This is a genomic window from Paenarthrobacter nitroguajacolicus, assembly GCF_031455195.1.
Classification (GTDB): Bacteria; Actinomycetota; Actinomycetes; order Actinomycetales; family Micrococcaceae; genus Arthrobacter; species Arthrobacter nitroguajacolicus_D.
The window spans coordinates 527,840-550,184 of record NZ_JAVDSH010000001.1; the positions used below are offsets into that span (position 1 = coordinate 527,840).

Below are 22,345 nucleotides of genomic sequence, written 5' to 3' on the forward strand. Positions count from 1 at the left end.
TGGAGTAACAATGTCCCTTGGGAACCAGCCCTCCGCCCCCCTTTCGACGTCACCAGGTGTCGAAGGCCTCAGCTCAGAAACAGCCAGGGAGTTGTTGGCCAGCGTCGGACCGAACGTACTGCCGGCGGCACGGAAGGTCCCGCAATGGCGCAGGCTGCTGGCAGAACTGACACATTTCTTTGCCCTGATGCTGTGGGCGGCCGCCGCCTTGGCCTATATCGGCGGAATGCCGCAGCTGTGCGTGGCCATCATCATTGTCGTGATCGTCAATGGGGTCTTTGCGCACATCCAGCAGGAACGCGCCCAGCACGCTGCCGAACGTCTCCAGAACCTTCTGCCAGCGGACGTGACGGTACGGCGCGACGGGAGCCTCCACACCATTAAAGCCAGCCAACTGGTCCCCGGAGACCTTGTGATCCTGGCGGCCGGGGACCGGTTACCTGCAGACATCCGCCTCACATCGGCCTCCGGATGCTCCGTGGACGAATCAATGCTGACAGGCGAAAGCGCAGCAGTGCCCAAGGATTGGAACGACCCTGCGTGGGGTGGAACGTTTCTTGTCAACGGAGAAGCCGAAGGATTGGTCACAGCTACGGGCAGTAACACCAAGCTCGCCGCCATTGCCGCCCTCACCAGCGGCACCACCTCCCCACCGACCCCACTCACTATGGAACTGCGAAGGATCGTCCGGTTGATCGCATTTGTGGCACTGTCCGTTGCCGGTGTCTTCTTTGTGGTCTCACTGCTGGTGGGCATTGTGTGGCGCGATTCGTTCCTGTTCGCCATAGGCGTGGCGGTGGCTTTGATCCCGGAAGGGCTCCTGCCCACGGTGACGCTGTCCCTGGCCATGGGAGCCCAGCGCATGGCGGAACGCCAGGCCTTGGTCCGAAACCTGGAGGCCGTGGAAACCCTCGGATCCACCACGTTCATTTGCACCGACAAAACAGGCACGTTGACGCAGAACCGCATGAACGCCGTCGAAGTCCATACCGCAGAGGGACTGCTGGGAATTCAGGGAGACGGTTACGGACCCAACGCCAGGATCGAAGGCCAGGGCCGTGACGCAGCACTGACCGTGGCACTCAGTGCACGTGCCGCGTCCCAGGGCCGCGCGGTCCAGCGGGCGGGCGAATGGACAGCCGTGGGAGACCCCATGGAGGCCGCCATCGACGCCCTGTCACGACGTCTGCTCGGCAGCGAGCCGGGGTTGGAAGAACCCGAGCGGCGATTTGCCTTTGATGCCTTCAGGCGACGGGAGTCGGTGCTGGTGGGCACCACGCTTCACGTGAAAGGAGCTCCGGAGTCCGTTTTGCCGCTCTGTTCTCACGGGGCCCATGAGTTGGCCGATGCGGTGGAGTCCATGGCAGCCCGGGGCTTACGGGTTATCGCCGTTGCGCGCAGGCAGTTGCCGGGAAAGCCTGCCGACTGGGTGAATCTTCCGGTGGAGGAAGCAGAACGCGGTTTGGAGGCTGTTGGTCTTATTGGGCTTCACGACCCGCCCCGTCAGGATGTGGGGGACGTGATTGCCGCCGCCCGGGGTGCCGGGATCCGTGTTGCCATGATGACCGGAGACCATCCGTCGACTGCTGGAGCAATCGCACGGGAAATTGGGCTCATGGGCCCGGACAACCTCGTTGTTCAGGGTTCGGACCTGCCAGATGACAACCAAATGCTGGGTGCGCTCCTTGACCGGGACGGGGTGGTGGTGAGCCGGGTTTCGCCAGAACAAAAGCTCCGCGTGGCCAAAGCGCTGCAGGCGCGTGGACATGTGGTCGCGATGACCGGTGACGGCGTCAACGACGGACCAGCGCTCCGTCAGGCAGACATCGGCGTTGCCATGGGCCTCAGCGGCACCGACGTGGCCCGCGAAGCGGCGGACCTGGTCCTCCTGGACGACCATTTCGCCACCATCGTAGCGGCCATCGAACAAGGGCGGGCCACCTACTCCAACATTCACCGCTTCCTGACATATCACTTGACCGACAACGTGGCGGAGCTGGCACCCTTCGTCATCTGGGCCCTCTCGGGAGGCCAATTCCCCCTCGCCCTAGGCGTCCTGCAGATCCTTGCCCTGGACATAGGGACGGATCTCCTTCCCGCTCTGGCATTGGGAGCTGAACCGCCCGGCAAACGGGTCCTCCAGCGTCCCCCCGAAAAGCGCCATCTGCTGGACCGCCGTCTCATGGTGCGGGTTTTCGCCGTCATGGGTCCAACGGAGGCCCTGATCGCAATGGCGGCCTTCTCGACTGTCCTCTTTGGCAGCGGCTGGGCCCGGGGCGAAGCGTGGAACCCGGCCGTTCTGATGTCGGCCTCCGGGGCGGCCTTTGCCGCCGTGGTCCTGGGCCAGCTCGCCACCGCCTTCGCCTGCCGCAGCGCGACGGCGCCTCCGTGGAAACAGGGCTGGTTTACCAATCATCTTCTGCTGTGGGCTGTCGTGGCCGAACTGTCAGCCCTGGCCCTGTTCATCTTCGTTCCGGCCGTGGCAACAATCCTGGGACAGGCACCCCCACCGGCCGTAGGGTGGCTCGTCGCCTTCACGGCCATCCCGGGTGTGCTGGCGGTGGACTGGTTGTATAAGCGGCTGCGTCGCCGGAACAACGCGCGGGTTGAGGCAGCGCGGTAAATACAGGGCGTTTGGCCCTACCACGGCATTGGCCCTGAAGGCAGGGTGGTCCCATGAACTCACATTCACGATCGGATCGCATCGTCGTTGGCGCCGATGGGTCGGAATACTCTTCAAGAACTCTCAAAATGGCGGGGCAAATGGCCAACGCCTTGGGCGGGCAGATCGACGTCATTACCTGCGTGGGCATGTCCGATTACTTCATGACATCCCGTTTGGAGCAGGAGCTGACCCGGTTCACCTCGGAACTCGAAGAAACGGCCATACGGTTGGTGAACGAGGCAGTGGAGCGCGCCTTCGGCGATTCCCGGCCGGAGAACCTCACGGTCACCGTCAAGTTTGGCGAACCTGCCAAAGTCCTGGTCGAGGAAAGCCGTGATGCCCAACTGCTGGTCATAGGCAGGCATGGTGCGGGAGGCTTCCTGGGCCAGGCGATGGGATCGGTCAGCCGGGCCTGCGCAGCCCACGCCCACTGCCCCGTCGTCGTGGTGACATCGGAGGACGAGGGTTAGCCGTCATTCTGTGCCTGGACGGCCGTAATGGCCACCGTGTTGATGATGTCCTCTACGGTTGAGCCCCTGGAGAGGTCGTTGATGGGTTGTCGCAGCCCCTGCAGAATCGGTCCGACGGCGACAGCACCAGAAGACTGCTCCACCGCCTTATAGGTGTTGTTGCCGGTGTTGAGGTCGGGGAAGATGAAGACGGTCGCCTTCCCCGCCACAGCCGACGACGGCAGCTTGGAACTGGCGATCGTGGCGTCCACGGCAGCGTCATACTGCAACGGCCCGTCCACGGGAAGATCCGGCCGCAGGGCCTTGACCAGTTCGGTTGCCCGTCGGACTTTTTCCACGGCCGTTCCTGACCCTGAACCGCCGGTCGAATAGGAGAGCATGGCCACCCTCGGCTCGACGCCGAAACGGGAGGCCGTATCAGCAGATGCGATGGCGATGGCCGCCAGTTGATCGGCGCTCGGCTCGGGAACTACAGCGCAATCGCCATAGACGAACACCCGGTCCGGAAACAGCATGAAGAACACCGAGGAGACCAGGCCCGCGCCGTCGCGGCCCTTAATGAATTCCAGCGCTGGCCGGATGGTGTTGGCCGTCGTATGGGCGGCCCCGGAGACCATGCCATCGGCCTCCCCCAAGTGCACCATCATGGTGCCAAAGTACGCCCCGTCCAGCATGATTTCCCTGGCGCGTTCCATGGTCATGGCCTTGTGGGACCTCAACCGGCAGTATTCCGCGGCGAAACGTTCCCTCAACGGTGATCCGGCAGGATCGAGAATCTGTACGCCGCTGACATCTATGCCGTGGGTCTCGGCAAGTTCCTGCACCGCCGCAACGCTGCCCAATACCGTTACCTTGCAGACACCCCGCCGGCGAAGGATCTCCGCTGCCCTCAAGACCCGCGTGTCGCTGCCCTCCGCCAGCACAATTCTCCGCTCCTGTTGACGCGCCTTTGCAACCAAGGCATTGAGGAACCGCAATGGCGTCATGGTTGCAGGTTGGGGAAGGGCCAACCGGTTCCGCATCCCGGTTTCATCGACATGGCCGGACCACACACCCAAGGCCGCTGCCAGTTTGCGGCGGCTCTCCCCAGTATGAATCTCACTGCGCACCCCGGCAGCATCGCGCGCTACCTGATAAGCCTCCATGGACACCCTAAAGACAGGAAAAGGGGCATGAGCCAACAGCCGCAACACCGATTCACCTGGAACCAAACCATCTGCCAGGATGATTCCCGCCGGCGTCGGAAGGTCAGCTGTCAGCGAGGAGGCCAAGCAAGCCACCATAAGGTCGGATCGATCCCCGGCCACAACCACGAGGTCGCCGCCCTTGAGCGTCACCAGGAGATTATCCACCGTCATTGCTGCCAGGCTGATCCTTCCCACATCACGGTCCAGTTCCGTGCTGCCTGAGACGGGAGCGAGCCCCATTACTGCAGCTACATCCGCCACAGTCGGGGTCGAAATTTGGGCCACTTCCGGGATCACATATGCGGGAATCTCCCCTGCCGCGCGGCGGACGGCGTTAAGGACGGTGCCCGCTGTCCCGACGTCTGCACGGTTGACCACCACCGCAAGAACAGGACAACGTTCTGCTTCGAATTGTCGAAGGGCAGCTTTCACTGCGATCGCCGCTTCATCAGCCGAGAGCTGCTGTGCGCCGACAACCGCCAAGACAGGAAGACCCAGGTTGCGAGCCAGCCGGGCATTGAGGTCAAGCTCCCTGCCAGAGTCGTTCCCACGGAGCTCCGAACCATCGACTATGACTGCATCGCACCCTTCCGAAACTTCCGCGTATTCCGTCAGCGCCCGCGACAACACATCATCTTCCAGCCCGGCAGCAACCTCGGCCTTCACCGTCGCCAAGGGAATGCCGCCCCGACAGCGTGACGGTTCCAATCCATAGAGGCGCCGCAGCATGCCAATAAAGGGATCCTGCTGCGGGTCGGCCTCATTGACGAAGGGCCGGAAGAATCCCAGGCGGCCTGTGCGTCGATGCAGCGCATCGGCCAAGCCCAAAGCCACCAGGGATTTCCCGGAACCTGGAACCACGGAAGCAACGTAAACACCCTGGACCATGTGCCTCCCTTACACGTCACTTTGGACTGCTCCTTAGCTTCCCTTGGGACCGCCCCGAACGCCAGAGCCAAAGGTCATGATGTCCGCCCGCGGGACCTTCGGCCCTGTTAGGGCAACGCCGCCGGCCATAGGCTCACGGACATCAGCTGACAGATGCCGTTCCGGCGCTGTGGGCCCCTACGTCAGGTTCAGGAGAGAACACCATGGAAAACGACGAACGACCAGGCACTGTCCTATCCGAAGCCGACTCATGGAAAGTCGTTGAACGGAACCAGCATGGTCGCTTGGCCGTCAGTGTCTTGGGAGAGCCGGACATTTACCCGTTGAACTTCATTGCCCACGAAGGACGTTTGCTCCTGAGGACAAACCCTGGAACCAAACTCGCCGAATTGACCGTCAACGAGAAAGTGGCCTTCGAGGTTGAGGAAATCGTCGACTCTGAAGCATGGAGCGTGGTCCTCAAAGGCAAGGCCCGGGTGATCGAGTCGCAGACTGAAATCGACGAAGCTGACAAACTCCCCCTCAAACCGTGGATCCCTACCCGCAAGTACACGTACGTGGAAATCACTCCCACGAAGGTCCACGGCCGTCACTTCGAACTTGGGGACGAGCCCGAGCGCTACTGACGGAGGGGTCCGGGGCACTGACGGTGCGTTCGGGCCGGGGTGCTTTCACGCGCCCGGCTGCCTTCGAACGCGAGCCCAGAGCCCTCAGCGCATTCAGGATTGTGGCCAAGTCCACGAACTCCTGGAGCAACGCCCCGGCCACAGCAGGGATCACTCCAGCCATAGCCACCACCATCAACCCCAAGCTTAGGAGGATACCCGTCCAGATACTCGTGCGGGCGATCTTCATCGTGTATTGCCCGATATCCACGGCGAGCGCGGCCCGCGAGATGTCATCGAGCATAATCACCACGTCGGCAGACTCGCTTGCTGCCGTGGTGCCCTTGGCACCCATGGCAATGCCGACGTCGGCCGCCGCCAGCACCGGGGCGTCATTGACGCCGTCGCCCACCATCATGACCGGTCGCAGTGGCAAAGCTTTAACGGCGGCAACTTTGTCCGCCGGGAGACATTCGGCCACAACATCGTCAACGCCTGCAGCCTTCCCAATGTGCTGGGCGGTGGACACGGCGTCTCCGGTCAAAAGCATGGTGTGGCGGACACCCAGACGTGCGAGTTCCGCCAGCGTCTCCACAGCATTTGGCCGAAGCGGATCGCTCATGATGAGCGTCCCTGCAAACTCGCCCCCGACGCCTGCGTAGACCGCCAGCTGCCCCCCTTCCAGGGGCGTCCTCTCAAACCCTGTCGTGTGGCTCTCGACGAACGCCGGCTTTCCCACAACCACCGTGGCGGAGCCGACATCCGCGCTGACACCGTGGGTGGCGTGCTCGCTTGCATCCGTCGCCGGCAGGAGCGATAGCCCGCGCTCGCGGGCTGACGACATGACAGATGCGGCGAAAACGTGCGAAGAGTACTGCTCAGCTGATGCCACGAGTTGCAGCAGCTTGTCCGGGGCCAGTCCACAGCCGGCTGCAACGTGTATCCCCGTCAGGACGGGCCGGCCTTGTGTGAGTGTCCCGGTTTTGTCGAAGACGGCCGTCTTCACACGGCTGAGCTGCTCCAAGGTTCCGGCATTCTTGACGATGATGCCTGCTTTGGCGGCTCGGCTGGTACCGGCAAGGAAAGCGACCGGAGCAGCAATCAGCAACGGGCAGGGTGTCGCAACTACCAGCACTTGCACAAACCTGACTGGATCCTGGCTGAGCCACCATGCCACCCCGGCGAGGACAAAGGCGACCAGGGTAAAGGGAACGGCATACCTGTCTGCGAGGCGGACCGTAGGTGCACGGCTCTCCGCTGCTTCCCTGACAAGGGCGATGATCTGGCTGTATTGGGAGTTGCTTGCCGAAGCCGTGGCCACCATCCGGATGGCGTTGGCCCCGTTCACGGAACCGCTAAGGAGCATCTCGCCAGTCAGTCGTTCCGCCGGCAGGCTCTCGCCTGTCAGCGCAGATTCGTCAAAGGTCCCGACGTCGGAGAGCAGCCTGCCGTCCACCGGGACAGTTTCAGCGGGCTTAACCAGGAGCAGGTCGCCCGGAACGACAGCGTCGACGCCGATATCCTCCACGCCCCCGCCCTCCACTTCACGGTGGGCGTGACGCGGGGTACGCTCCAGGAGGGCACGGAGTTCCTTGGACGCGCGGCCGTGGGCAAAGTCCTCAAGGGCCTCGCCACCGGTCAGCATGAGGACTATGACCAACGACGCTATGTACTCCCCTACAGCGGCGGTGGCACAGATGGCAGTGACTGCCAGCAGGTCAATGCCCCACCGTCCACGGAAAAGGCCTTTGACCATGGCCCCTGCCCTGTAGAGCGCAATGGAGAGTGCATAAATGGTCGCCACACCTTGGGCCGCATCCCTGAGGCCGCTGGCCAGCAAGGCCGCCACTGCCAGCATGGCAAGCACCGTGCCGGCGACCAGTGGGAATCGGAAGACCAGCGTCACCAAAGGACCCCCTGCGGTGAGTGATTAAGCATGGGCGTCCCTGGTGAGGACTACTTTCAAGGCCCCCGTTTCGGCCGCCCGGGAGAAAGTGTCATAGGCGTCAATGATCTGGTCCAGGGCAAAGTGGTGGGTGGCGAACTTATCTGCGGGCAGCTTGTGCTGGGCAACCAGCCTTAACAGCATGGGGGTGGTGTTTGTGTTGACCAATCCCATACTGATGTTGATGTTCCGAATCCAGAGATCCTGGAGGGGCAGTTCCACCGGCTTGCCGTGCACACCGATGTTGGCCACGCTGCCGCCGGGGCGAACCAGGCGCAGGGTCATCCCGAACGTCTCCGGCAGTCCCACGGCTTCCATGGCCACGTCGACACCGGCACCGTCGGTGAGGGCCAGGACCTCGCTGTCCCATTGCGGGTTGCCGGGATTGACAGTATGGGTTGCCCCGAAATCCACTGCACGCGCGAGGCGGCTTTCATCCGGGTCGATGGCGATAATCGTGGAAGCTCCACAGAGTCCTGCAGTCGCCATGGCAGCGAGTCCTATCGGCCCGGCGCCCACCACGGCAATAATGTCGCCGGGCGCTACCCGACCGTCCAGCACACCGATTTCAAATGCGGTGGGAAGGATATCGGAGAGCATGACGGCTTCGTCGTCGCTGACGCCACCCGGGAGCTTGTGGAGGGAGTTCCCAGCGTAGGGAACGCGAACGTACTCGGCCTGTGTTCCATCAATGAGATGCCCGAAGATCCAACCGGTGCCCGGTTGTCCTTCACTGCCGAGGCAATGCGAGAAGAGACCCTTCCGGCAATTGACGCAGTGTCCACAGGACTTGATGCATGAAATGATAACGCGGTCGCCCAGGCTGATTCCGCTGACGGCACTGCCGACTTCGGTGATGGTGCCTACACCCTCATGGCCAAGGATGCGTCCAGGCTGCACTGCGGGTACGTCGCCCTTGAGAATGTGCAGATCGGTTCCACAGATCGTGGTCGTGTCGATGCGCACGATCGCGTCCGTCGGTTCGGTAATGACTGGATCCGGCACGTCCTTCCACGCTTTGACGCCGGGCCCGCCGTAGACGAGTGCTTTCATGGTTTTGATCCGTCCTTCAGGGCCCAGCAACAGTACCCGGCCAGCAGGCGTGCAAGGCGCTTATACTGTGGTTCAGTGGAATACGTCGGTACGTGCGTCGTTCAACGGCGTTGCCCAAAGGTCAGGGCGTTTGGTCTTGAAACGTCGGCCGGTAATAGCTTCGGGAGTCAGGCGCAGGTAGCAGTTCTTGGAGCCGGGCTGCCAGGGATCCAGGCCCAGCGCATCAACATCAGCCCGTTCCTGCCGGTCCAGGATCAAGTGTGTCCGTCCGCGGACCACGACGCTCCAGGCTTTGCCGCTGAGGGCCTTGTAACCATCAATTTCCACTGCACACGGGGTGGTCAGTGTGCTCCAGAATTTCGTGCCCGCCCCGGTACGAAAGACGATGCTGTCACCGTCCAGGACGTAGTTCACTGGAAAGATGTCAGGGTGTCCGTCAACCAGAACGGCAAGACGGCCAACGTTGGTTTGGTCCAAAAGGTCCCAACATTCATCCGGTGCAAGCCGTTCAACGACGGCGGAAGCCTTGGTCTTCATGGTCTTGACGCTAACGGCGGCAGGTCGACGTCGTTAGGGCCGTTGGTCCCGGGCCAGCGGATGCTTCGCTACTCCAGGGATGCGCGGGTAGCGTCATCCAAGGGGCTCCACCACGTCAGCGGCGGAGTGACTTTGAAGCGGCGTCCTGTCATGGACGTAGGGATGATGCGGACAAAATGGTCCTTCCTGCCCGCTTGCCATGGGAAGAGCAGCAAACCGACGGTGTCCAGCACTTCCTGCGTGAGTTTGATGCTTTCAGCTGTTCCCTTGACGACGACGCTCCAAGCTACGCCGGTGTCGGAATCGACGCCATCGGCTTCGACAGCAACGGGGGTCGCGCCAAGGGCGGCGTGCAGCTTGGTGCCCTCGCCAGTGCGGAATACCAACGTTCCGTGATCGACCTTGTAGTTGATCGGAAAAATGTCAGGGTGGTCGGCTGCCCAAACGGCCAGGCGCCCAACTGAGACACTGCGGAGGAGCTGCCAGCATTGGTTGGTGTCGAGGTTCTCCGCCTCGGGAATTGCAGGTTTGTTCATCATGCGATGACACTAGGCCAGCCCGCGGTTCCGGGACAGGGCACAAAGGCCCCCTGGCTGATCGGCTGATGGGGTGAGCCGCTGATGGCAGGCCCAACGAGTCCCGGAGTAGGCTGGCACCCAAGGAGCCGGGATGCCTCGGAGAGGGTCGCCGGCCTTGGTGGAAGGCAGCGATGAACGATTCCCGGGACCAACACGGCACATCGGCGGGCCTTCCGGGCGTACCGCTGGAGGAACTCCTCAAGGACTTCGTGGCGCGGGCCGGAGAATTGCTCCAGGCCCAGGAAAGAACGCGCGGTCTTCTCGAGGCCGTGGTGGCAGTGGCCGAAGACCTGGGCTTGGAGTCCGTACTCCAACGGGTGGTTGCTTCAGCCTGCGACCTGCTCCGGGCGCGGTACGGAGCCTTGGGAGTGATAGGCGAAGACGGCGGACTCAGCCACTTCATCACAGTTGGCATCGAGGAAGACCTGGCAAGCGGCATCGGCCCGCTCCCCACCGGGCACGGAGTCCTGGGGCTGCTGATTACTGATCCCGTGCCGCTGCGGCTGCACGATCTCAGCCGGCATCCGAACGCCTACGGTTTTCCCACGCATCATCCGCCGATGAAGTCATTTCTTGGAGTGCCTGTCCGGGTCCGCGAGAAGGTCTTCGGAAACCTCTATTTGACGGAGAAGGACGGCGGAAAAGACTTTACTCCCGAGGACGAGGATCTGGCCGTCGCCCTCGCCGCAGCAGCCGGGGTGGCCATCGAGAACGCCCGCCTCTACGAAGACGCCCGCAAGCGGACCTCATGGCTGGAAGCCTGCATGGAGATCACCGGCAGGATGCTCGACGACAGCCAGCCTGAAAGTGCGTCCCTGGACCTGATCGCGGAAAGGGCAATGCGCGAATCCGGAGCAGAACTGGCCCTGGTGCTGCTGCCTTCAGCAGAGCAGGCCGGTGACTACAGCGTTGAAGGCCATGCCGGCCGGGATGCTGGCGCGGCCGATGCCGGCAATCTTGTTAAAGGGCGGGTCCTGTCCCTGGCCTCCATTGGCATACAAGGCCGCACCGATGGATCGTCCTCGACCGTCCAGGACCCATGGCGGCTCCTCGCCGTCGACGGGGCCGGGCAGCCGGGAACCCTGCTGGCAGTGGACCTCAGCGCCCAGGGCGACCACCAGGGGATCCTGGTCCTTGGCCGTTCATCCGGCGCGGGAGCTTTCTCCACCACCGACGTTGAGATGGCGTCGGTGTACGGTTCACACATTGCCTTGGCCCTCGCCCTGGACCGCATCCACCGCCTTCGCGAACAACAGGTGGTCTTTTCCGATCGGGACAGAATTGCGCGGGACCTCCACGACCTGGTCATTCAACGGCTTTTTGCCGCAGGACTCAGCATTCAAAGTTTGCGCCGCTTTGGCGCAGCACCGTCGGTCGAAGGACGCATCAACGCCATCACGGACGAACTGGACACCAGCATCAGGGACCTCCGCAACACCATCTACTCCCTCCGGGCCACCGGACAGGATCGCGAGCTCCTGAGTACCCGCATCATGCAGACCATCCAAACAGGAGCCAAAGCGCTCACCCACGCACCGCACCTGACGTTGACAGGCGCGATTGATTCCCTCGAAGACGATCTGCTGGTGGAGCATCTCCTGGCGGTCCTGACCGAAAGCCTCAGCAACGCCGTGCGCCATTCCGGCGCGGAAAGAATCACCGTCTCCGTTGCTGTGGAAGAGAACGCATTGACGATGGAGTTGGCGGACGATGGCTGCGGCTTCAGCGAAACGGGCTCCGGAAATGGACTGGACAACATGGTCCGCAGAGCGGCGGAACTCAACGGTTCGTGCATCATCACCAGTACGCCTGGCAAGGGGACATCCCTGACGTGGACCGTCCCTCTGCGCTGAGGATTCCTTCGCTGCGTTGTCAAACACCGTTCGATTGCGCCGAGACCGGCATCAACGGCCTTTGCCGGCATTCTCGCCCGGCGCATTGGCCATGAAGACGGCGGCTTGGGTCCTGCGTTCGAATCCAAGCTTTGCCAGCAAAGACGACACGTAATTCTTGACGGTTTTTTCCGCCAGCAGCATCTCCTCGCCGATCTGACGGTTGGTCAGGCCCCGCCCCACGAACTCCAGGACCCGCCTTTCCTGTGGAGTCAGGGACGCAACCCGGGGATCAAGCTTCTTTGGTTCAGTGAGTCCGCGGACAATCCGCGCTTTGACGTCCTCATTGAACAAGGATTCGCCCTTCGCTGCCCGCCGCAGCGCACCCAGAAGGTCAGTGCCCCCGATTTCTTTGAGGATGTAGCCCGCCGCACCGGCCAGTACGGCACCCCGCAGCGCCTGCTCGTCGTCGTAACTGGTCAGGATGAGGCAGTTCAGCGCTGGGTCGACAGACCGGACGTCCCGGCAGACCTCAATCCCGGTTCCGTCAGGCAGCCGCGCGTCCAGGACGGCGACGTCGGGACGGAGGGCCGGTATTCTGCGCGTCGCTTCTTCCGCTGAACCGGACATACCAACGACTTCGAAACCTTCAGTTTCCAGCAGTTCCTGCAAACCCCGACGAACCAATTCATGGTCATCGAGGATGAACACACGGATTGGCTTCGCCGAGACGTCCGTCGGGCCGGGTTCCTCAAAACGATTCATGATTTCCTCTCCGGCGGGGGCGGCACCGCACATGCCGATCTTTGAACACCTCCAAATTGTTGCCGACGTGTTCATCGGGTTACAAGGGCCAAATGACCCTGCACAACCTTCGTGACTTTCGGCCCTGTTGCCGTACCGCGATTCAACGGACGCTGGAAATACGGGAAGACCGGACGCCACCATGCAGGAGCTTGGTGGTTCCATCAAAGAAAAAGGAGCAGTATCACCATGAAGAAATGGACGCGATGGCAGGACTGGACAGTGGTCGCCGCTGGAGCCTACGCGGCCCTCTCAGTGCTGTGGACCACGCAAACTGGATCCTCGACGGCGGTAATGGTCACCTTGGGCATTCTCCTGGTCATCGGAGGAGTCGTTAACCTGGCCGTTCCCGGGATGCCCGCCGCTGAGTGGGGGCAGGCCATTATTGCTGTGGCCTTGCTTCTGGCTCCGTGGGTTGCTGGTTTCACATCAGCTACGGGCGCAGCGTGGAGCGCCTGGATTCCAGGGGCGGTTGCCTTGGTAGTTACCGCATTGGCGATAAAACCCAGCACGGAGGAATACCGGCACCACCACGTCATGCCTTCGGCATAACCAATGGAAAATCTGGCGCCTGAGCACCGCTCGGCGCCAGATGCTTACCCGCTTGCTTTCCCCTTTTCCAGCCGGACCGAATGAGCGGACAGGTCACCATGCAGAACAAGCACGCAGCCAGGCTTCGCTTCCTCGGCGCAACGGACTCCGTCACGGGTTCGCGGTATCTCATTGAGTTCATGGGCTCACGGGTACTGGTGGACTGTGGACTCTTTCAAGGCTACAAACTGCTCCGCGAACGCAACCGGCGGCCCTTCCCGATCTCGCCGTCTTCCGTTGACGCCGTTGTCCTGACCCATGCCCACCTGGACCATACCGGCTACCTCCCTTCCCTGGTCCGCGACGGATTCCGCGGCCCTGTCTACTCCACGCACGGAACCGAGCAGCTCTGCAAACTTCTGCTGCCCGACAGCGGACACCTTCAGGAAGAGGAAGCCCGCTACGCAGGCCGGACCGGTTCCTCGGTGCACAAACCTGCCCTTCCCCTCTACACGGCTGCTGATGCCGTCAAGTCGCTTAACAGCTTCAGGCCCGTCGACTTCGACAGAACCATCGATGTCGCCCCCGGGGTCCAGGCAACGTTCGTCCCGGCCGGACACATCCTGGGGGCAGCCCAAATCCAGCTCCAGATGGGAGGGCGGTCAGCCCATTTCACTGGAGACCTGGGCAGGACGGATGATCCGTTCATGTACCCGCCGCGCAAACTTGGAGCCGTGGACGTCCTGGTAACAGAGTCCACCTACGGCAACCGGCTCCATCCAAAGGGCAGCCAAGAGCACGAACTGGCTGAGGTCGTCAACAGGGTCACCAAACGAGGCGGCGTGATTCTGATAGCGGCGTTCGCTGTCGGGCGCGCAGAAACACTGATGCTCCAACTGTCCCGGCTCCGGCACAAGGGACTCATTCCGGATGTGCCGGTCTACCTTAACAGCCCCATGGCCATCGACGCCTCCTACATGTACCAACAGCATCCTGAGGAGCACCGGCTGCGTCCTGAGGAATTCACCAGCATGTACCGGCTGGCCACAATGACCCGCAGCGTGGATGACTCGAAACTTCTCAACCTCCGCGGAGGCCCGATGATCATTATTTCCGCCAGCGGAATGCTCACAGGTGGCCGGATTCTGCACCACATCGAAGCCTACGGTTCCGATCCCAGGAATGCTCTTGTCCTGAGCGGCTATCAGGCAGCTGGAACACGGGGTGCTGCCCTTGCCACCGGTGCCCGCGAAATCAGGATCTATGGAAGGGATGTCCCGCTGCGGGCCGAAGTGGTTCAGTTGGAGGGGTTCAGTGCCCATGCCGATGCGGACGCGATCATCGAGTGGATGCGCTCCGCACCGCAGGCGCCGGCAATGACCTACATCACCCATGGGGAGCCGGAAGCCTCCGACGCGTTGCGTTTACGCATCAAGCGCGATCTCGGGTGGAGTGCACGGGTCCCGGAGTACTTGGAAGAGGTCAGCCTGGATGCCCCGGATTAGCCGTACCGCCATGGACGTTGGTTGAAAATCAAGGTCCAACAGCGGGACTTCCGGCCCTAACTCCCGGAGAAGGGAGACAGGAAACTGGACATGCAACCCCCGGACCCAGCGCTCCGGGACATATCCAAGAAGAACGGGACAGCCATGAAGGAAGCAATTGTCGTTGGTGTCAGCGATTCGCCCAGCAGTGACGCCGCAGTACGGTGGGCCATGCAGAGGGCTGCGGCCCTGAAACTGCCCGTGCAACTTGTCCACGCCGTCGACGACCGCTGGGCGTACGACGCCGTCGGATACAACGAATGGATCAGGGAGTCCGGCGAGACTTTACTCGCCGCCGCCAAAGACCGCGCCAGTAAACTGGAACCAACGGTGGAAATCTCGACCGACCTGGTCTCAGGGGGGTCGGGCTACGCCCTGGGGAAGAAGTCCAAGAAGGCCGCCATGGTAGTGGTCGGCTCCGGGCACGGTTGGGTTGGTGGTTCTCTGACGGACCGTGCTTTGCAGGTTGCCACGGTGGCCCAGTGCCCGGTGGCGGTCATCGGCGAGCATGACATGTCGAATCGGCACGGCGTCCTGGTCGGTGTTGACGGCTCGGAAGAATCGACGCAGGCGGTCCAGTTCGCAGCCGCAGAGGCGGATCGGACAGGCCAGGAGCTGACTGTGCTGCACGCCTTCCATCTACCTGAACCTGTGGTGAGCCGCGGCATGCCCCCGGGTAACTACTCCGAACTCGTTGCCGAACAAGAGCGCGTAGTCTTGGCGGAAACAGTTGCGGGCCTGGCGGATACCTATCCCGACCTCGCGATCCACCAAGTCCTCGAAACCCGGATGCGGCCGGCTGAAGCACTGCTCGCACATGCGGCCACTGCGCGCCTGCTGGTTGTCGGCAGCAAGGGCCATGGCGCCTTCAAACGCCTGCTGCTCGGATCCACGGCGCATGCGGTGCTTGGCAAAATCCCCTGTCCGACCATCATCACGCGCCTTCATACGGTGAAGCACTCCGAATAGGCCGGGTGGCCCTGGCGCAGTGGTTCAGCCGCTGTGGTCCAGGGCCTCCGCCATATCCATTGCCGGACACCCGTCATTCCCTGCTATCAGGCCGGCGGGTGCCTGACGACTATGACCGGACAGCCAGCATGATGGAGAACCGCATGGGCGGTTGAGCCAAAGCTGCCACTCAGTGTTCCTTGAGCAGAGCTGCCCACGACCACAACCTGGGCATCCCCCGCCGCCCCCACCAGCGCTCCCGCCACGGAGGTTCCCTGCAGGAGGTGGTCCTGGACCTCCAGGCCCGGCCAGGTGTTGCGTACTGACCGCGAGGCCGAGTCGAGCAACGCCCGCTTTTCGGCAACGCCGGCTTCGTAGAAAGCATCATGGTGAAATGCGTGGTGTCTATGGACATGCACGATTTTGAGCACAGCGTGGACCAAAGAAGCGAAGTTCGCCGCATAGCGGAGGGTGGCCTCCCAGCCTTCGTCAGCCACGCCGACGACGACCGGCCCATGGGGTCGTTCCGAACCTCCGACGACGGCCACGGGACAGGCTGCCGTGGACGCCAGCTCGAGGCTGACCGACCCAATCAACAATCCCGAAAATCCCTGCGCACCACGGGTGCCGACGACCAGGAGGGAAGCTGTGGCCGCCAGTTTGCGGAGGTTCTCAGCCGGCCACCCATAGACCAGGCTCGTGGCAATTTGCGTGTCTGCCGACACTTCACGGGCGAGTGCCACCCCGTCGGAAACAATCGACTCCGCAGCATGTCTCAGACCGCTGCCAGCTATCCCCGGAACCGGTCCCATGTTGTGGGTAATGACCGGCCATAGCGAACAATGCACCACATTGAGCAGGCAACCGCTCCTGTGAGCTTGCATGGCAGCCCACTGTACAGCTTTGCCCGCCGCGTCCGAGCCGTCGTACCCGACAACGACCCGTTCCTTCTCATTCATCGCAGCGTCCCTGACACATCAAAAGTGGAAGGCAGCCGCTCTCAAGCCAAGTAGACGTGCTTGCCCGTGACCTCTGCGGGCTGAATCCGGACGAAAAGGTCTCGCCCTCCACCTGCCCACGGTTCAACCCTGGCCTTTCCCCAAAGTTGGGTGAGCAACGCGGGCTCGACTACACGGGAGAACGGGCCGCTGACCAGCACGGACCATCCTTCACTGCGGTCCGACCGGAAATCATCCACCTGGAACGATACCTGCAGTCTGGCGACCGGCGTGCCGATCATGCCGTCAGCAGAGGTACGGAAGTAGATGCTGTTCTCATGGACCAGGTAGTTGACGGGAAGGATCATGACCCTGCCATGGTGCACAAAACCGACCCTGCCGGTTGTCCGTGAACGCAGGAGCTCCCAACATTGTCCTTCCCCGAGATCCTCATTGACGTGCCGGGCCCCATCTATCCGGCCTGGTTCCATTCTGGGCAGGGTCATCGCTCATCCTTTCGTAGCGTGCGCCGTGGCTCTCTTCCTTCATTGAGAGCCTATGAAGCCCCACCCAAACGGTGTAGGGCCTAAAGGCCCCGAGCTACGGTTCGGTCTGCCCTGATGCCTCCTTATCCGGGTTGTGGACCACGAGGACCGGGCAATGGGCGTGCGCCACACACGCCGAGCTGACAGAGCCGAGCAGCAACCCTCCAAAGCCACCATGTCCGCGACGTCCAACCACGATCATGTCTGCTTCGCGGCTGACCTCAATGAGACCTTGCCTGGGATGATTCCGGACGAGGCGGGAGACAACATTGTCCGGAAGTGCGGGCCCAAACGCCTTTTCCACAGCCTTGTCAAGGATCTCTCCTGCGGCTTTCTCGAAATCCGTTATGCCCATGGCCACGTAGCCGTCGTACACACGCGGATACTCCCAAAAGGCCGTGGCTACCACCTCGGCGCCCAGGGGCACGGCGAGCCGTTGGGCTACGCGGAGAGCAGTGATGGATGCCTCGGAGCCGTCAACTCCGACGATGATCTTTCCCGTCGAATCCACGCGGTCCATGACCGTCCTTTCGCCGAACCAACCTTCCTGTCTGCTGCAAACTACCCTTGAAATGCCGACGTCGACCAGAGTCTTAGGTCACGATGCAACGGTCGGGTTGTCCCGGGAGCCTTCCGAGCGAAGCTGCTCAATCGTCCGGCGAAGGGTGCGGATGGTGTCATCGAGCTCCGACGTCAAATTTTCCATCCGGTCCAAGGCCGAGGGGTCGCCCATGAAGCGTCGCAGGTTCTGGATCCCCAGGCCGGCAGCGAACAACCGCTGGATCACCAAATCGTGGAGGTCGCGGGCGATCCGTTCGCGGTCGGTCAGCAGCAGCGACTGTTCCCGAAGCGCACTCACGCGTGCCAGATCCAGGGCAAGCCCGACCCTGCTGCCAAAGAGCTCACTTGATTCAATATCCGTACGCGTAAACAGCCGCCCGCCGGCGGGACGGGCCAGCAGCAGGACCCCGTTCTCAGTTCCCCTGTGACCGAGCGCGAAAATCAACACGGGTCCCAGCTTGTCCGACACTTCGGCCCCGAACACCTCAACGGGGTCCTGCACAATGTCGGATTCCCCAGTGGCCAGTACCGAGGCCACGGCATCCGTAACCGGAAGTTCTTTCCCCGGGTAGACGCCCTGCACCCCGACAGCGGACCGGCAACGCAATATTTTGCCGCCCGCAGGCACTGCGACCACGCCCAATGCCGAGTCGGAGGCCCGCAGCGCGGCTTCCGCTACACGATCCAGGTTTCCAAAATCTTCGTCGAACTGGCTGGCAATCAAGCGGCTGCCCAAGTCAATTCCCGCTTCCAGCCATCGTTGTCGGCAGCGGCTCTCATCGAACAGGCGGGCGTTTTGGATAGCTACGCCAGCCGCCGCCGCCAGGGCGATCGCCAGCTCCTGATCTGCGGCCGAGAAATCCTGCCCGTTGCTTTTCTCCGTGAGGTATAAGTTGCCGAAAACGACGTCACGCACCCGGATGGGCACGCCAAGGAAGGTCTTCATCGGTGGATGGTTCTCCGGAAAGCCCACAGCCATGGGATGCCGATGCAAATCATGAAGTCTAAGCGGCTCCGGCTCGCGGATGAGGTGGCCCAGTACGCCGCGGCCGGTGGGAAGGTCACCGATGGACCTGATGCCGTCGTCGTCAATGCCTACCGTAATGAAATGGCTCAAACGCTGGTCTTCGCCGATGACGCCCAAGGCCCCATACCGTGCATCCACCAATACGCACGCAGACTTGACCACCCGGTCAAGTACAGCCTCCAGGCTGAGGTCTTCGGCAATCGAGACCACGGCTGCCAGCAAACCGTTCATTTGCTCCTGGGCATACAACAACTCGTGGGCACGCTCCACAAATTGGCGAAGGAGGGTTTCCAGGCGGCCGTCGGCCGGAGGTCTCCAGTGGTGCTTATCGCTCGTCAAAGCGGACTCCCTTGCAACGCTCCGCCAGTGTCCTGTGGTTGAGTCTAGGGCAACTGGCCCCTGTCAAGAACAGGCTCCCTGCAACACCACCGGCCATGGTCCGGACTAAGGTTCGAAGTGCGCTGTGACGGCCTCGTGTCCGGAGACTGCGGCGATGATGGTTCCTGCAAGATCCCTTATTTTGACGTTGCGGGAGGTTGATGCCCTGCGGATGATGTCCATGGCAGCACCCTGGTCGCAGCGGTTCTGGGCCATGACGATGCCGACGGCCACGTCGATGGGTGTCCTGTTGGCGATGGCGGCGTAGAGGTCCTGCAGTGTTTCGGCCAGGGCGGCCACACGCAGCGCAGGCCGGAGTCGTCTGGAAATTTCTGCCCCGAACCTTTCGAGGGTGAGGATCTCGTCATCAGAGAACTCGTTGGGACGACCCGAACAAGCGCTGAGCACCGCATCGCCCTGCTCACCGGCCCACAATGGCACAACCACTACGGACCTGATTCCTTGGGCCTGGGCTGCACGGCGCAACCGGGGCCAGGGACCACCCTGGGCCAGATCCGGAACCACAACGGCGTGGGATTCGGCCAAGGCCTTTGGCCCAGGACCCTCTTTGAACCGCCCCTGCAGTTCCATCAGTGACGCACATAATGCTCCGGTGCTGGCGCTGCTGGACGCACGCTTGGCCCGATGAACGCTGATCCCGCAGTCAACACTGGGACGCTGGTCTCCGAGCGCGGCCTGAGCCTTGGCTGCCAGTTGGGAAAGGAGTTCGTCGATGTCTTCACTTTCCAGGTCCAGTTCGGCATGCTCGACCCGGGATGCCACAGTTGTCGCGCGAGGCCCCTCACGTGTGAGGACAGCCCCTGCATGTTTCCGGCCCCCCGCCCTTCCGGAAAGCCGTGTTGTGCCTGAAGCCGCCAATGAACCGGCGTTGACATCGCCGTCGTGGATGAGCCCGGTTCCCGCGCACTCGCGCACCTGAGCGATCGCTTCCGCCACAGCCAGTTTGTCCGGGTAGGAACCGGACTCCAGCAGAACTGTGCCGCTGGGGGAAACAAGGCGATAGCGGATGTGAGAATCGCGATCGGTAAAGACCTCAAAGTGTCCTGACATAGTGGCCAGCTTCCAAACAGTCCGGCCCGGATGGACCTCCGGGCCCGGGTTATCAGCGCTGTCCCCGCAATCCGGCGCCGACTGTGACCCACCGGCCTTCGCCGAAGCCCGGTGGTCCTATATGTTACGAGACCCCGTTAAGCCTATCGCCACCCCGTGTCCTGGAACAGGTCCCGGAATGTTCTGCCCTCGCTTTTCGATGGGATGACCATAGCCACTTCCGACATGCTTCCGGGCTTTGAACGTGACTTTCGGCTCTGTTCGAGTCCGCGTTGGCGTGCAAATCTCGACGCATGGAGGTACTGCTCGACACTCTGCGGTACTGAAGGAGGAGTCTGGACAATGCTTGCGTGGAGGGTGAATAAACCGGCGCCAATAAGTAAACAGCCCTTGGTCCTGGGGGAACGGGAAGACCCCCGCCCGGTGACTGGAGAGCTGCTGATCCGGGTGAATGTGTGCGGTATCTGCCGCACTGACCTGCACTTGGCCGAGGGGGATCTGCCACCACGCAGCGCCGGCGTTGTTCCCGGCCATGAGGCTGTGGGCACCGTCCTTGAGAGCGGGTCCAGCAGCAGCAGGTTTGCGGTGGGTCAACGCGTCGGAGTCGCATGGCTCGGTGGCACCTGCGGAACGTGTGCCTACTGCCGCCGCGGCAAGGAGAATCTTTGCCTCGCCCCGACGTTCACAGGATGGGATCGCGACGGCGGATACGCCGACATGATGACGGCCAATGAAGACTTCGTCTATCCCGTTCCCCCGGGCTTCACAGACGAGCAGGCCGCTCCCCTCCTCTGCTCCGGGATTATTGGTTACCGGGCCCTCAAGCGGTCCGCCCTTCCCCATGGTGGCCGTCTCGGAATCTACGGCTTTGGGGGTTCAGCCCACATCACGGCTCAGATTGCCATTGGCCAAGGGGCCTCCGTGTACGTCATGACACGGTCCGCGGAGGCACAAGCCCTGGCCCGGTCTTTGGGTGCAGCGTATGTGGGAGGAACCTTCGACCGCCCGCCCGTCCCGCTCGACTCTGCGATACTCTTCGCACCGGCCGGTGACTTGGTGCCTGTCGCTCTGAGATCCTTGGATCGCGGAGGGACCCTGGCCATCGCAGGAATACACCTGACGGATATTCCTTCGCTCAACTACGGCAAGGATTTGTTCTACGAGCGCCAGATACGGAGTGTTACCGCCAATACCCGGGCCGACGGCGCTGAACTTCTGGCCCTTGCCGCGGAGATGACACTGACCCCAACCACAACGCTGTACGACTTCATGCGGGCGGATCAGGCGCTCGACGACCTGGCAAACGACCGAATCACCGGGGCGGCCGTTCTGAAGATCCGCTGACCTGCCCTGGACGTTCGGCTTCCACTGTATGTGCCGCTTTCCGATCCTCCGGTTGGCCTCCATGCAATCGTTTCTCCAGCTTGGCTTCGGCATCCTCCCGGCGCTGACCGACCCGCAGCATCCTCTGTACTGCCGGACTTCCTTGGAGCAACGTTGCTGCGATGCCTCGGTTGGCCTTGCCGCGCCGAAAATTCCCGGCCGTCCGGGAGCGCAGCGTTGGACGATCCTCGGGCGTGGATCCGGCCCCGGGTGTCTTCTCATTCACTTCAATCGCACCTTCTGTCAACGTCGGATCCGTGGGTTTTCCCAGTATCGTCACCTGGCAGCTGCCGGGTAAGTGACGAAAGTCCCGTAGACCGCCTGCAGAGGGGACTTTCGACTCTGGAAGCGCCCGCCCGTCCGAACGAGGCTGGGAGTGCCGGGGAGGTGCTCCCCCTAATGACTGGACCAGGAGGAAGAAATGACAGATCTAATGAAGTGGTTCGACTCGCGCCGCTCCCCTGCTGACCTTATTGAGCGGCTCTTTGACGGAGACGCCGGTGCAGGGGCCATCAGGGTAGAGGAAGTCGTTGATGGCAATACCTTGGTGGTCCGGGCCGAGCTGCCGGGGATCGATCCTGACAAAGACGCTGAGATCACCGTCTCGGACGGGGCACTGACCATTAAGGCGGAGAAGCAGGAGAAGAAGGAGCAGAAGGAAAAGGACAGTTATCGTTCCGAGTTCCGGTACGGATCGTTCTTCCGGCGCGTGCCGCTGCCCGATGGAGTGCAGGAAAGCGATGTGACAGCGTCTTACACGGACGGCGTCCTTGAAGTGCGCGCACCCATCCCGGACCAGTCCTCTGTTTCATCCACGTCAAAGATTCCCATCACCAGGGGGTAGGTGTTTGGCCC

The 22,345-nt window shown here is 62.3% G+C and carries 20 protein-coding genes; 9 read left to right on the forward strand and 11 right to left on the reverse strand.

Annotated elements, in window-relative coordinates:
* Positions 1 to 10 precede the first annotated feature (10 nt).
* A complete protein-coding gene (locus tag J2Y68_RS02490) occupies positions 11 to 2,623 on the forward strand; it encodes a cation-translocating P-type ATPase (RefSeq protein ID WP_309989254.1) in 2,613 nt (870 codons plus the stop codon).
* A gap of 53 nt (positions 2,624 to 2,676) precedes the next feature.
* Entirely contained in the window at positions 2,677 to 3,135 is a 459-nt protein-coding gene (locus J2Y68_RS02495) for a universal stress protein (RefSeq protein WP_309989256.1), read from the forward strand.
* On the opposite strand, the gene pta is transcribed toward J2Y68_RS02495, so the two are convergent.
* Complete coding sequence (pta, locus tag J2Y68_RS02500) at positions 3,132 to 5,210, reverse strand: phosphate acetyltransferase (protein WP_309989258.1); 2,079 nt, start codon at positions 5,208 to 5,210, stop codon at positions 3,132 to 3,134. The genes J2Y68_RS02495 and pta overlap by 4 nt on opposite strands.
* A 203-nt stretch (positions 5,211 to 5,413) precedes the next feature.
* Between pta and J2Y68_RS02505 the strand changes: the two genes are divergently transcribed.
* A complete protein-coding gene (locus tag J2Y68_RS02505; RefSeq protein WP_309989260.1) occupies positions 5,414 to 5,836 on the forward strand; it encodes a pyridoxamine 5'-phosphate oxidase family protein in 423 nt (140 codons plus the stop codon).
* On the opposite strand, the gene J2Y68_RS02510 is transcribed toward J2Y68_RS02505, so the two are convergent.
* From J2Y68_RS02510 to J2Y68_RS02525, 4 genes are all read right to left on the reverse strand, one after another.
* The gene (locus J2Y68_RS02510; RefSeq protein ID WP_397334638.1) at positions 5,775 to 7,721 is read right to left on the reverse strand and encodes a heavy metal translocating P-type ATPase; all 1,947 of its coding nucleotides are present in this window, start codon (positions 7,719 to 7,721) and stop codon (positions 5,775 to 5,777) included. The two genes, J2Y68_RS02505 and J2Y68_RS02510, sit on opposite strands and share 62 nt — an antisense overlap.
* Before the next feature lie 24 nt (positions 7,722 to 7,745).
* Positions 7,746 to 8,813 (reverse strand): zinc-dependent alcohol dehydrogenase family protein, encoded by a 1,068-nt coding sequence (locus tag J2Y68_RS02515; protein WP_309989263.1) that lies wholly within the window; start codon positions 8,811 to 8,813, stop codon positions 7,746 to 7,748.
* Between the two features lie 72 nt (positions 8,814 to 8,885).
* Positions 8,886 to 9,350, reverse strand: a complete 465-nt coding sequence (locus J2Y68_RS02520; RefSeq protein WP_309989265.1) for a pyridoxamine 5'-phosphate oxidase family protein — start codon at positions 9,348 to 9,350, stop codon at positions 8,886 to 8,888.
* 68 nt (positions 9,351 to 9,418) lie between these two features.
* Positions 9,419 to 9,889: a pyridoxamine 5'-phosphate oxidase family protein gene (locus tag J2Y68_RS02525; RefSeq protein WP_309989270.1), complete on the reverse strand. Its 471-nt coding sequence runs from the start codon at positions 9,887 to 9,889 to the stop codon at positions 9,419 to 9,421.
* 170 nt (positions 9,890 to 10,059) lie between these two features.
* Here J2Y68_RS02525 and J2Y68_RS02530 point away from each other — a divergent pair, with 170 nt between their 5' ends.
* Entirely contained in the window at positions 10,060 to 11,781 is a 1,722-nt protein-coding gene (locus tag J2Y68_RS02530; RefSeq protein WP_309989272.1) for a GAF domain-containing sensor histidine kinase, read from the forward strand.
* Positions 11,782 to 11,832: 51 nt separating this feature from the next.
* On the opposite strand, the gene J2Y68_RS02535 is transcribed toward J2Y68_RS02530, so the two are convergent.
* Entirely contained in the window at positions 11,833 to 12,525 is a 693-nt protein-coding gene (locus J2Y68_RS02535) for a response regulator transcription factor (RefSeq protein WP_309989273.1), read from the reverse strand.
* 228 nt (positions 12,526 to 12,753) lie between these two features.
* Here J2Y68_RS02535 and J2Y68_RS02540 point away from each other — a divergent pair, with 228 nt between their 5' ends.
* From J2Y68_RS02540 to J2Y68_RS02550, 3 genes are all read left to right on the forward strand, one after another.
* Positions 12,754 to 13,116, forward strand: a complete 363-nt coding sequence (locus J2Y68_RS02540) for an SPW repeat protein (protein WP_309989276.1) — start codon at positions 12,754 to 12,756, stop codon at positions 13,114 to 13,116.
* 80 nt (positions 13,117 to 13,196) lie between these two features.
* Positions 13,197 to 14,600, forward strand: coding sequence for an MBL fold metallo-hydrolase RNA specificity domain-containing protein (locus J2Y68_RS02545; protein ID WP_397334639.1), 1,404 nt, complete (start codon positions 13,197 to 13,199; stop codon positions 14,598 to 14,600).
* Positions 14,601 to 14,690: 90 nt separating this feature from the next.
* Positions 14,691 to 15,608 carry a universal stress protein gene (locus J2Y68_RS02550; protein ID WP_309989279.1) on the forward strand — a complete coding sequence of 306 codons (918 nt, stop codon included), beginning with the start codon at positions 14,691 to 14,693 and terminating at the stop codon, positions 15,606 to 15,608.
* 86 nt (positions 15,609 to 15,694) lie between these two features.
* Here the strand turns inward: J2Y68_RS02550 and J2Y68_RS02555 are convergent, their stop codons facing one another.
* The 5 genes from J2Y68_RS02555 to J2Y68_RS02575 form a co-directional block, all read right to left on the reverse strand.
* Positions 15,695 to 16,546: a universal stress protein gene (locus J2Y68_RS02555; protein WP_309989280.1), complete on the reverse strand. Its 852-nt coding sequence runs from the start codon at positions 16,544 to 16,546 to the stop codon at positions 15,695 to 15,697.
* 41 nt (positions 16,547 to 16,587) lie between these two features.
* The gene (locus tag J2Y68_RS02560) at positions 16,588 to 17,031 is read right to left on the reverse strand and encodes a pyridoxamine 5'-phosphate oxidase family protein (protein ID WP_309989282.1); all 444 of its coding nucleotides are present in this window, start codon (positions 17,029 to 17,031) and stop codon (positions 16,588 to 16,590) included.
* Between the two features lie 94 nt (positions 17,032 to 17,125).
* On the reverse strand, positions 17,126 to 17,590 hold the full coding sequence (locus tag J2Y68_RS02565) for a universal stress protein (protein ID WP_309989285.1): 465 nt from the start codon (positions 17,588 to 17,590) through the stop codon (positions 17,126 to 17,128).
* 78 nt (positions 17,591 to 17,668) lie between these two features.
* A complete protein-coding gene (locus J2Y68_RS02570) occupies positions 17,669 to 18,997 on the reverse strand; it encodes a sensor histidine kinase (protein WP_309989288.1) in 1,329 nt (442 codons plus the stop codon).
* A 105-nt stretch (positions 18,998 to 19,102) separates the two neighbouring features.
* Entirely contained in the window at positions 19,103 to 20,107 is a 1,005-nt protein-coding gene (locus J2Y68_RS02575; RefSeq protein WP_309989290.1) for an ANTAR domain-containing protein, read from the reverse strand.
* 342 nt (positions 20,108 to 20,449) lie between these two features.
* On the opposite strand from J2Y68_RS02575, the gene J2Y68_RS02580 reads away from it, so the two are divergent.
* A complete protein-coding gene (locus J2Y68_RS02580) occupies positions 20,450 to 21,451 on the forward strand; it encodes a zinc-dependent alcohol dehydrogenase family protein (protein ID WP_309989293.1) in 1,002 nt (333 codons plus the stop codon).
* Between the two features lie 460 nt (positions 21,452 to 21,911).
* Entirely contained in the window at positions 21,912 to 22,334 is a 423-nt protein-coding gene (locus J2Y68_RS02585; protein ID WP_309989296.1) for an Hsp20/alpha crystallin family protein, read from the forward strand.
* Positions 22,335 to 22,345: the final 11 nt, after the last annotated feature.

What these genes read in the sequence shown, in the direction of transcription:
- J2Y68_RS02560 (WP_309989282.1), bottom strand. Translation starts at nt 17,031, where the DNA reads ATGACCCTGCCCAGAATGGAACCAGGCCGGATAGATGGGGCCCGGCAC.
- J2Y68_RS02555 (WP_309989280.1), bottom strand. Translation starts at nt 16,546, where the DNA reads ATGAATGAGAAGGAACGGGTCGTTGTCGGGTACGACGGCTCGGACGCG.
- pta (WP_309989258.1), bottom strand. Translation starts at nt 5,210, where the DNA reads ATGGTCCAGGGTGTTTACGTTGCTTCCGTGGTTCCAGGTTCCGGGAAA.
- J2Y68_RS02585 (WP_309989296.1), top strand. Translation starts at nt 21,912, where the DNA reads ATGACAGATCTAATGAAGTGGTTCGACTCGCGCCGCTCCCCTGCTGAC.
- J2Y68_RS02525 (WP_309989270.1), bottom strand. Translation starts at nt 9,889, where the DNA reads ATGATGAACAAACCTGCAATTCCCGAGGCGGAGAACCTCGACACCAAC.
- J2Y68_RS02540 (WP_309989276.1), top strand. Translation starts at nt 12,754, where the DNA reads ATGAAGAAATGGACGCGATGGCAGGACTGGACAGTGGTCGCCGCTGGA.
- J2Y68_RS02495 (WP_309989256.1), top strand. Translation starts at nt 2,677, where the DNA reads ATGAACTCACATTCACGATCGGATCGCATCGTCGTTGGCGCCGATGGG.
- J2Y68_RS02515 (WP_309989263.1), bottom strand. Translation starts at nt 8,813, where the DNA reads ATGAAAGCACTCGTCTACGGCGGGCCCGGCGTCAAAGCGTGGAAGGAC.
- J2Y68_RS02545 (WP_397334639.1), top strand. Translation starts at nt 13,197, where the DNA reads ATGAGCGGACAGGTCACCATGCAGAACAAGCACGCAGCCAGGCTTCGC.
- J2Y68_RS02520 (WP_309989265.1), bottom strand. Translation starts at nt 9,350, where the DNA reads ATGAAGACCAAGGCTTCCGCCGTCGTTGAACGGCTTGCACCGGATGAA.
- J2Y68_RS02490 (WP_309989254.1), top strand. Translation starts at nt 11, where the DNA reads ATGTCCCTTGGGAACCAGCCCTCCGCCCCCCTTTCGACGTCACCAGGT.
- J2Y68_RS02580 (WP_309989293.1), top strand. Translation starts at nt 20,450, where the DNA reads ATGCTTGCGTGGAGGGTGAATAAACCGGCGCCAATAAGTAAACAGCCC.
- J2Y68_RS02530 (WP_309989272.1), top strand. Translation starts at nt 10,060, where the DNA reads ATGAACGATTCCCGGGACCAACACGGCACATCGGCGGGCCTTCCGGGC.
- J2Y68_RS02550 (WP_309989279.1), top strand. Translation starts at nt 14,691, where the DNA reads ATGCAACCCCCGGACCCAGCGCTCCGGGACATATCCAAGAAGAACGGG.
- J2Y68_RS02575 (WP_309989290.1), bottom strand. Translation starts at nt 20,107, where the DNA reads ATGTCAGGACACTTTGAGGTCTTTACCGATCGCGATTCTCACATCCGC.
- J2Y68_RS02565 (WP_309989285.1), bottom strand. Translation starts at nt 17,590, where the DNA reads ATGGACCGCGTGGATTCGACGGGAAAGATCATCGTCGGAGTTGACGGC.
- J2Y68_RS02535 (WP_309989273.1), bottom strand. Translation starts at nt 12,525, where the DNA reads ATGAATCGTTTTGAGGAACCCGGCCCGACGGACGTCTCGGCGAAGCCA.
- J2Y68_RS02505 (WP_309989260.1), top strand. Translation starts at nt 5,414, where the DNA reads ATGGAAAACGACGAACGACCAGGCACTGTCCTATCCGAAGCCGACTCA.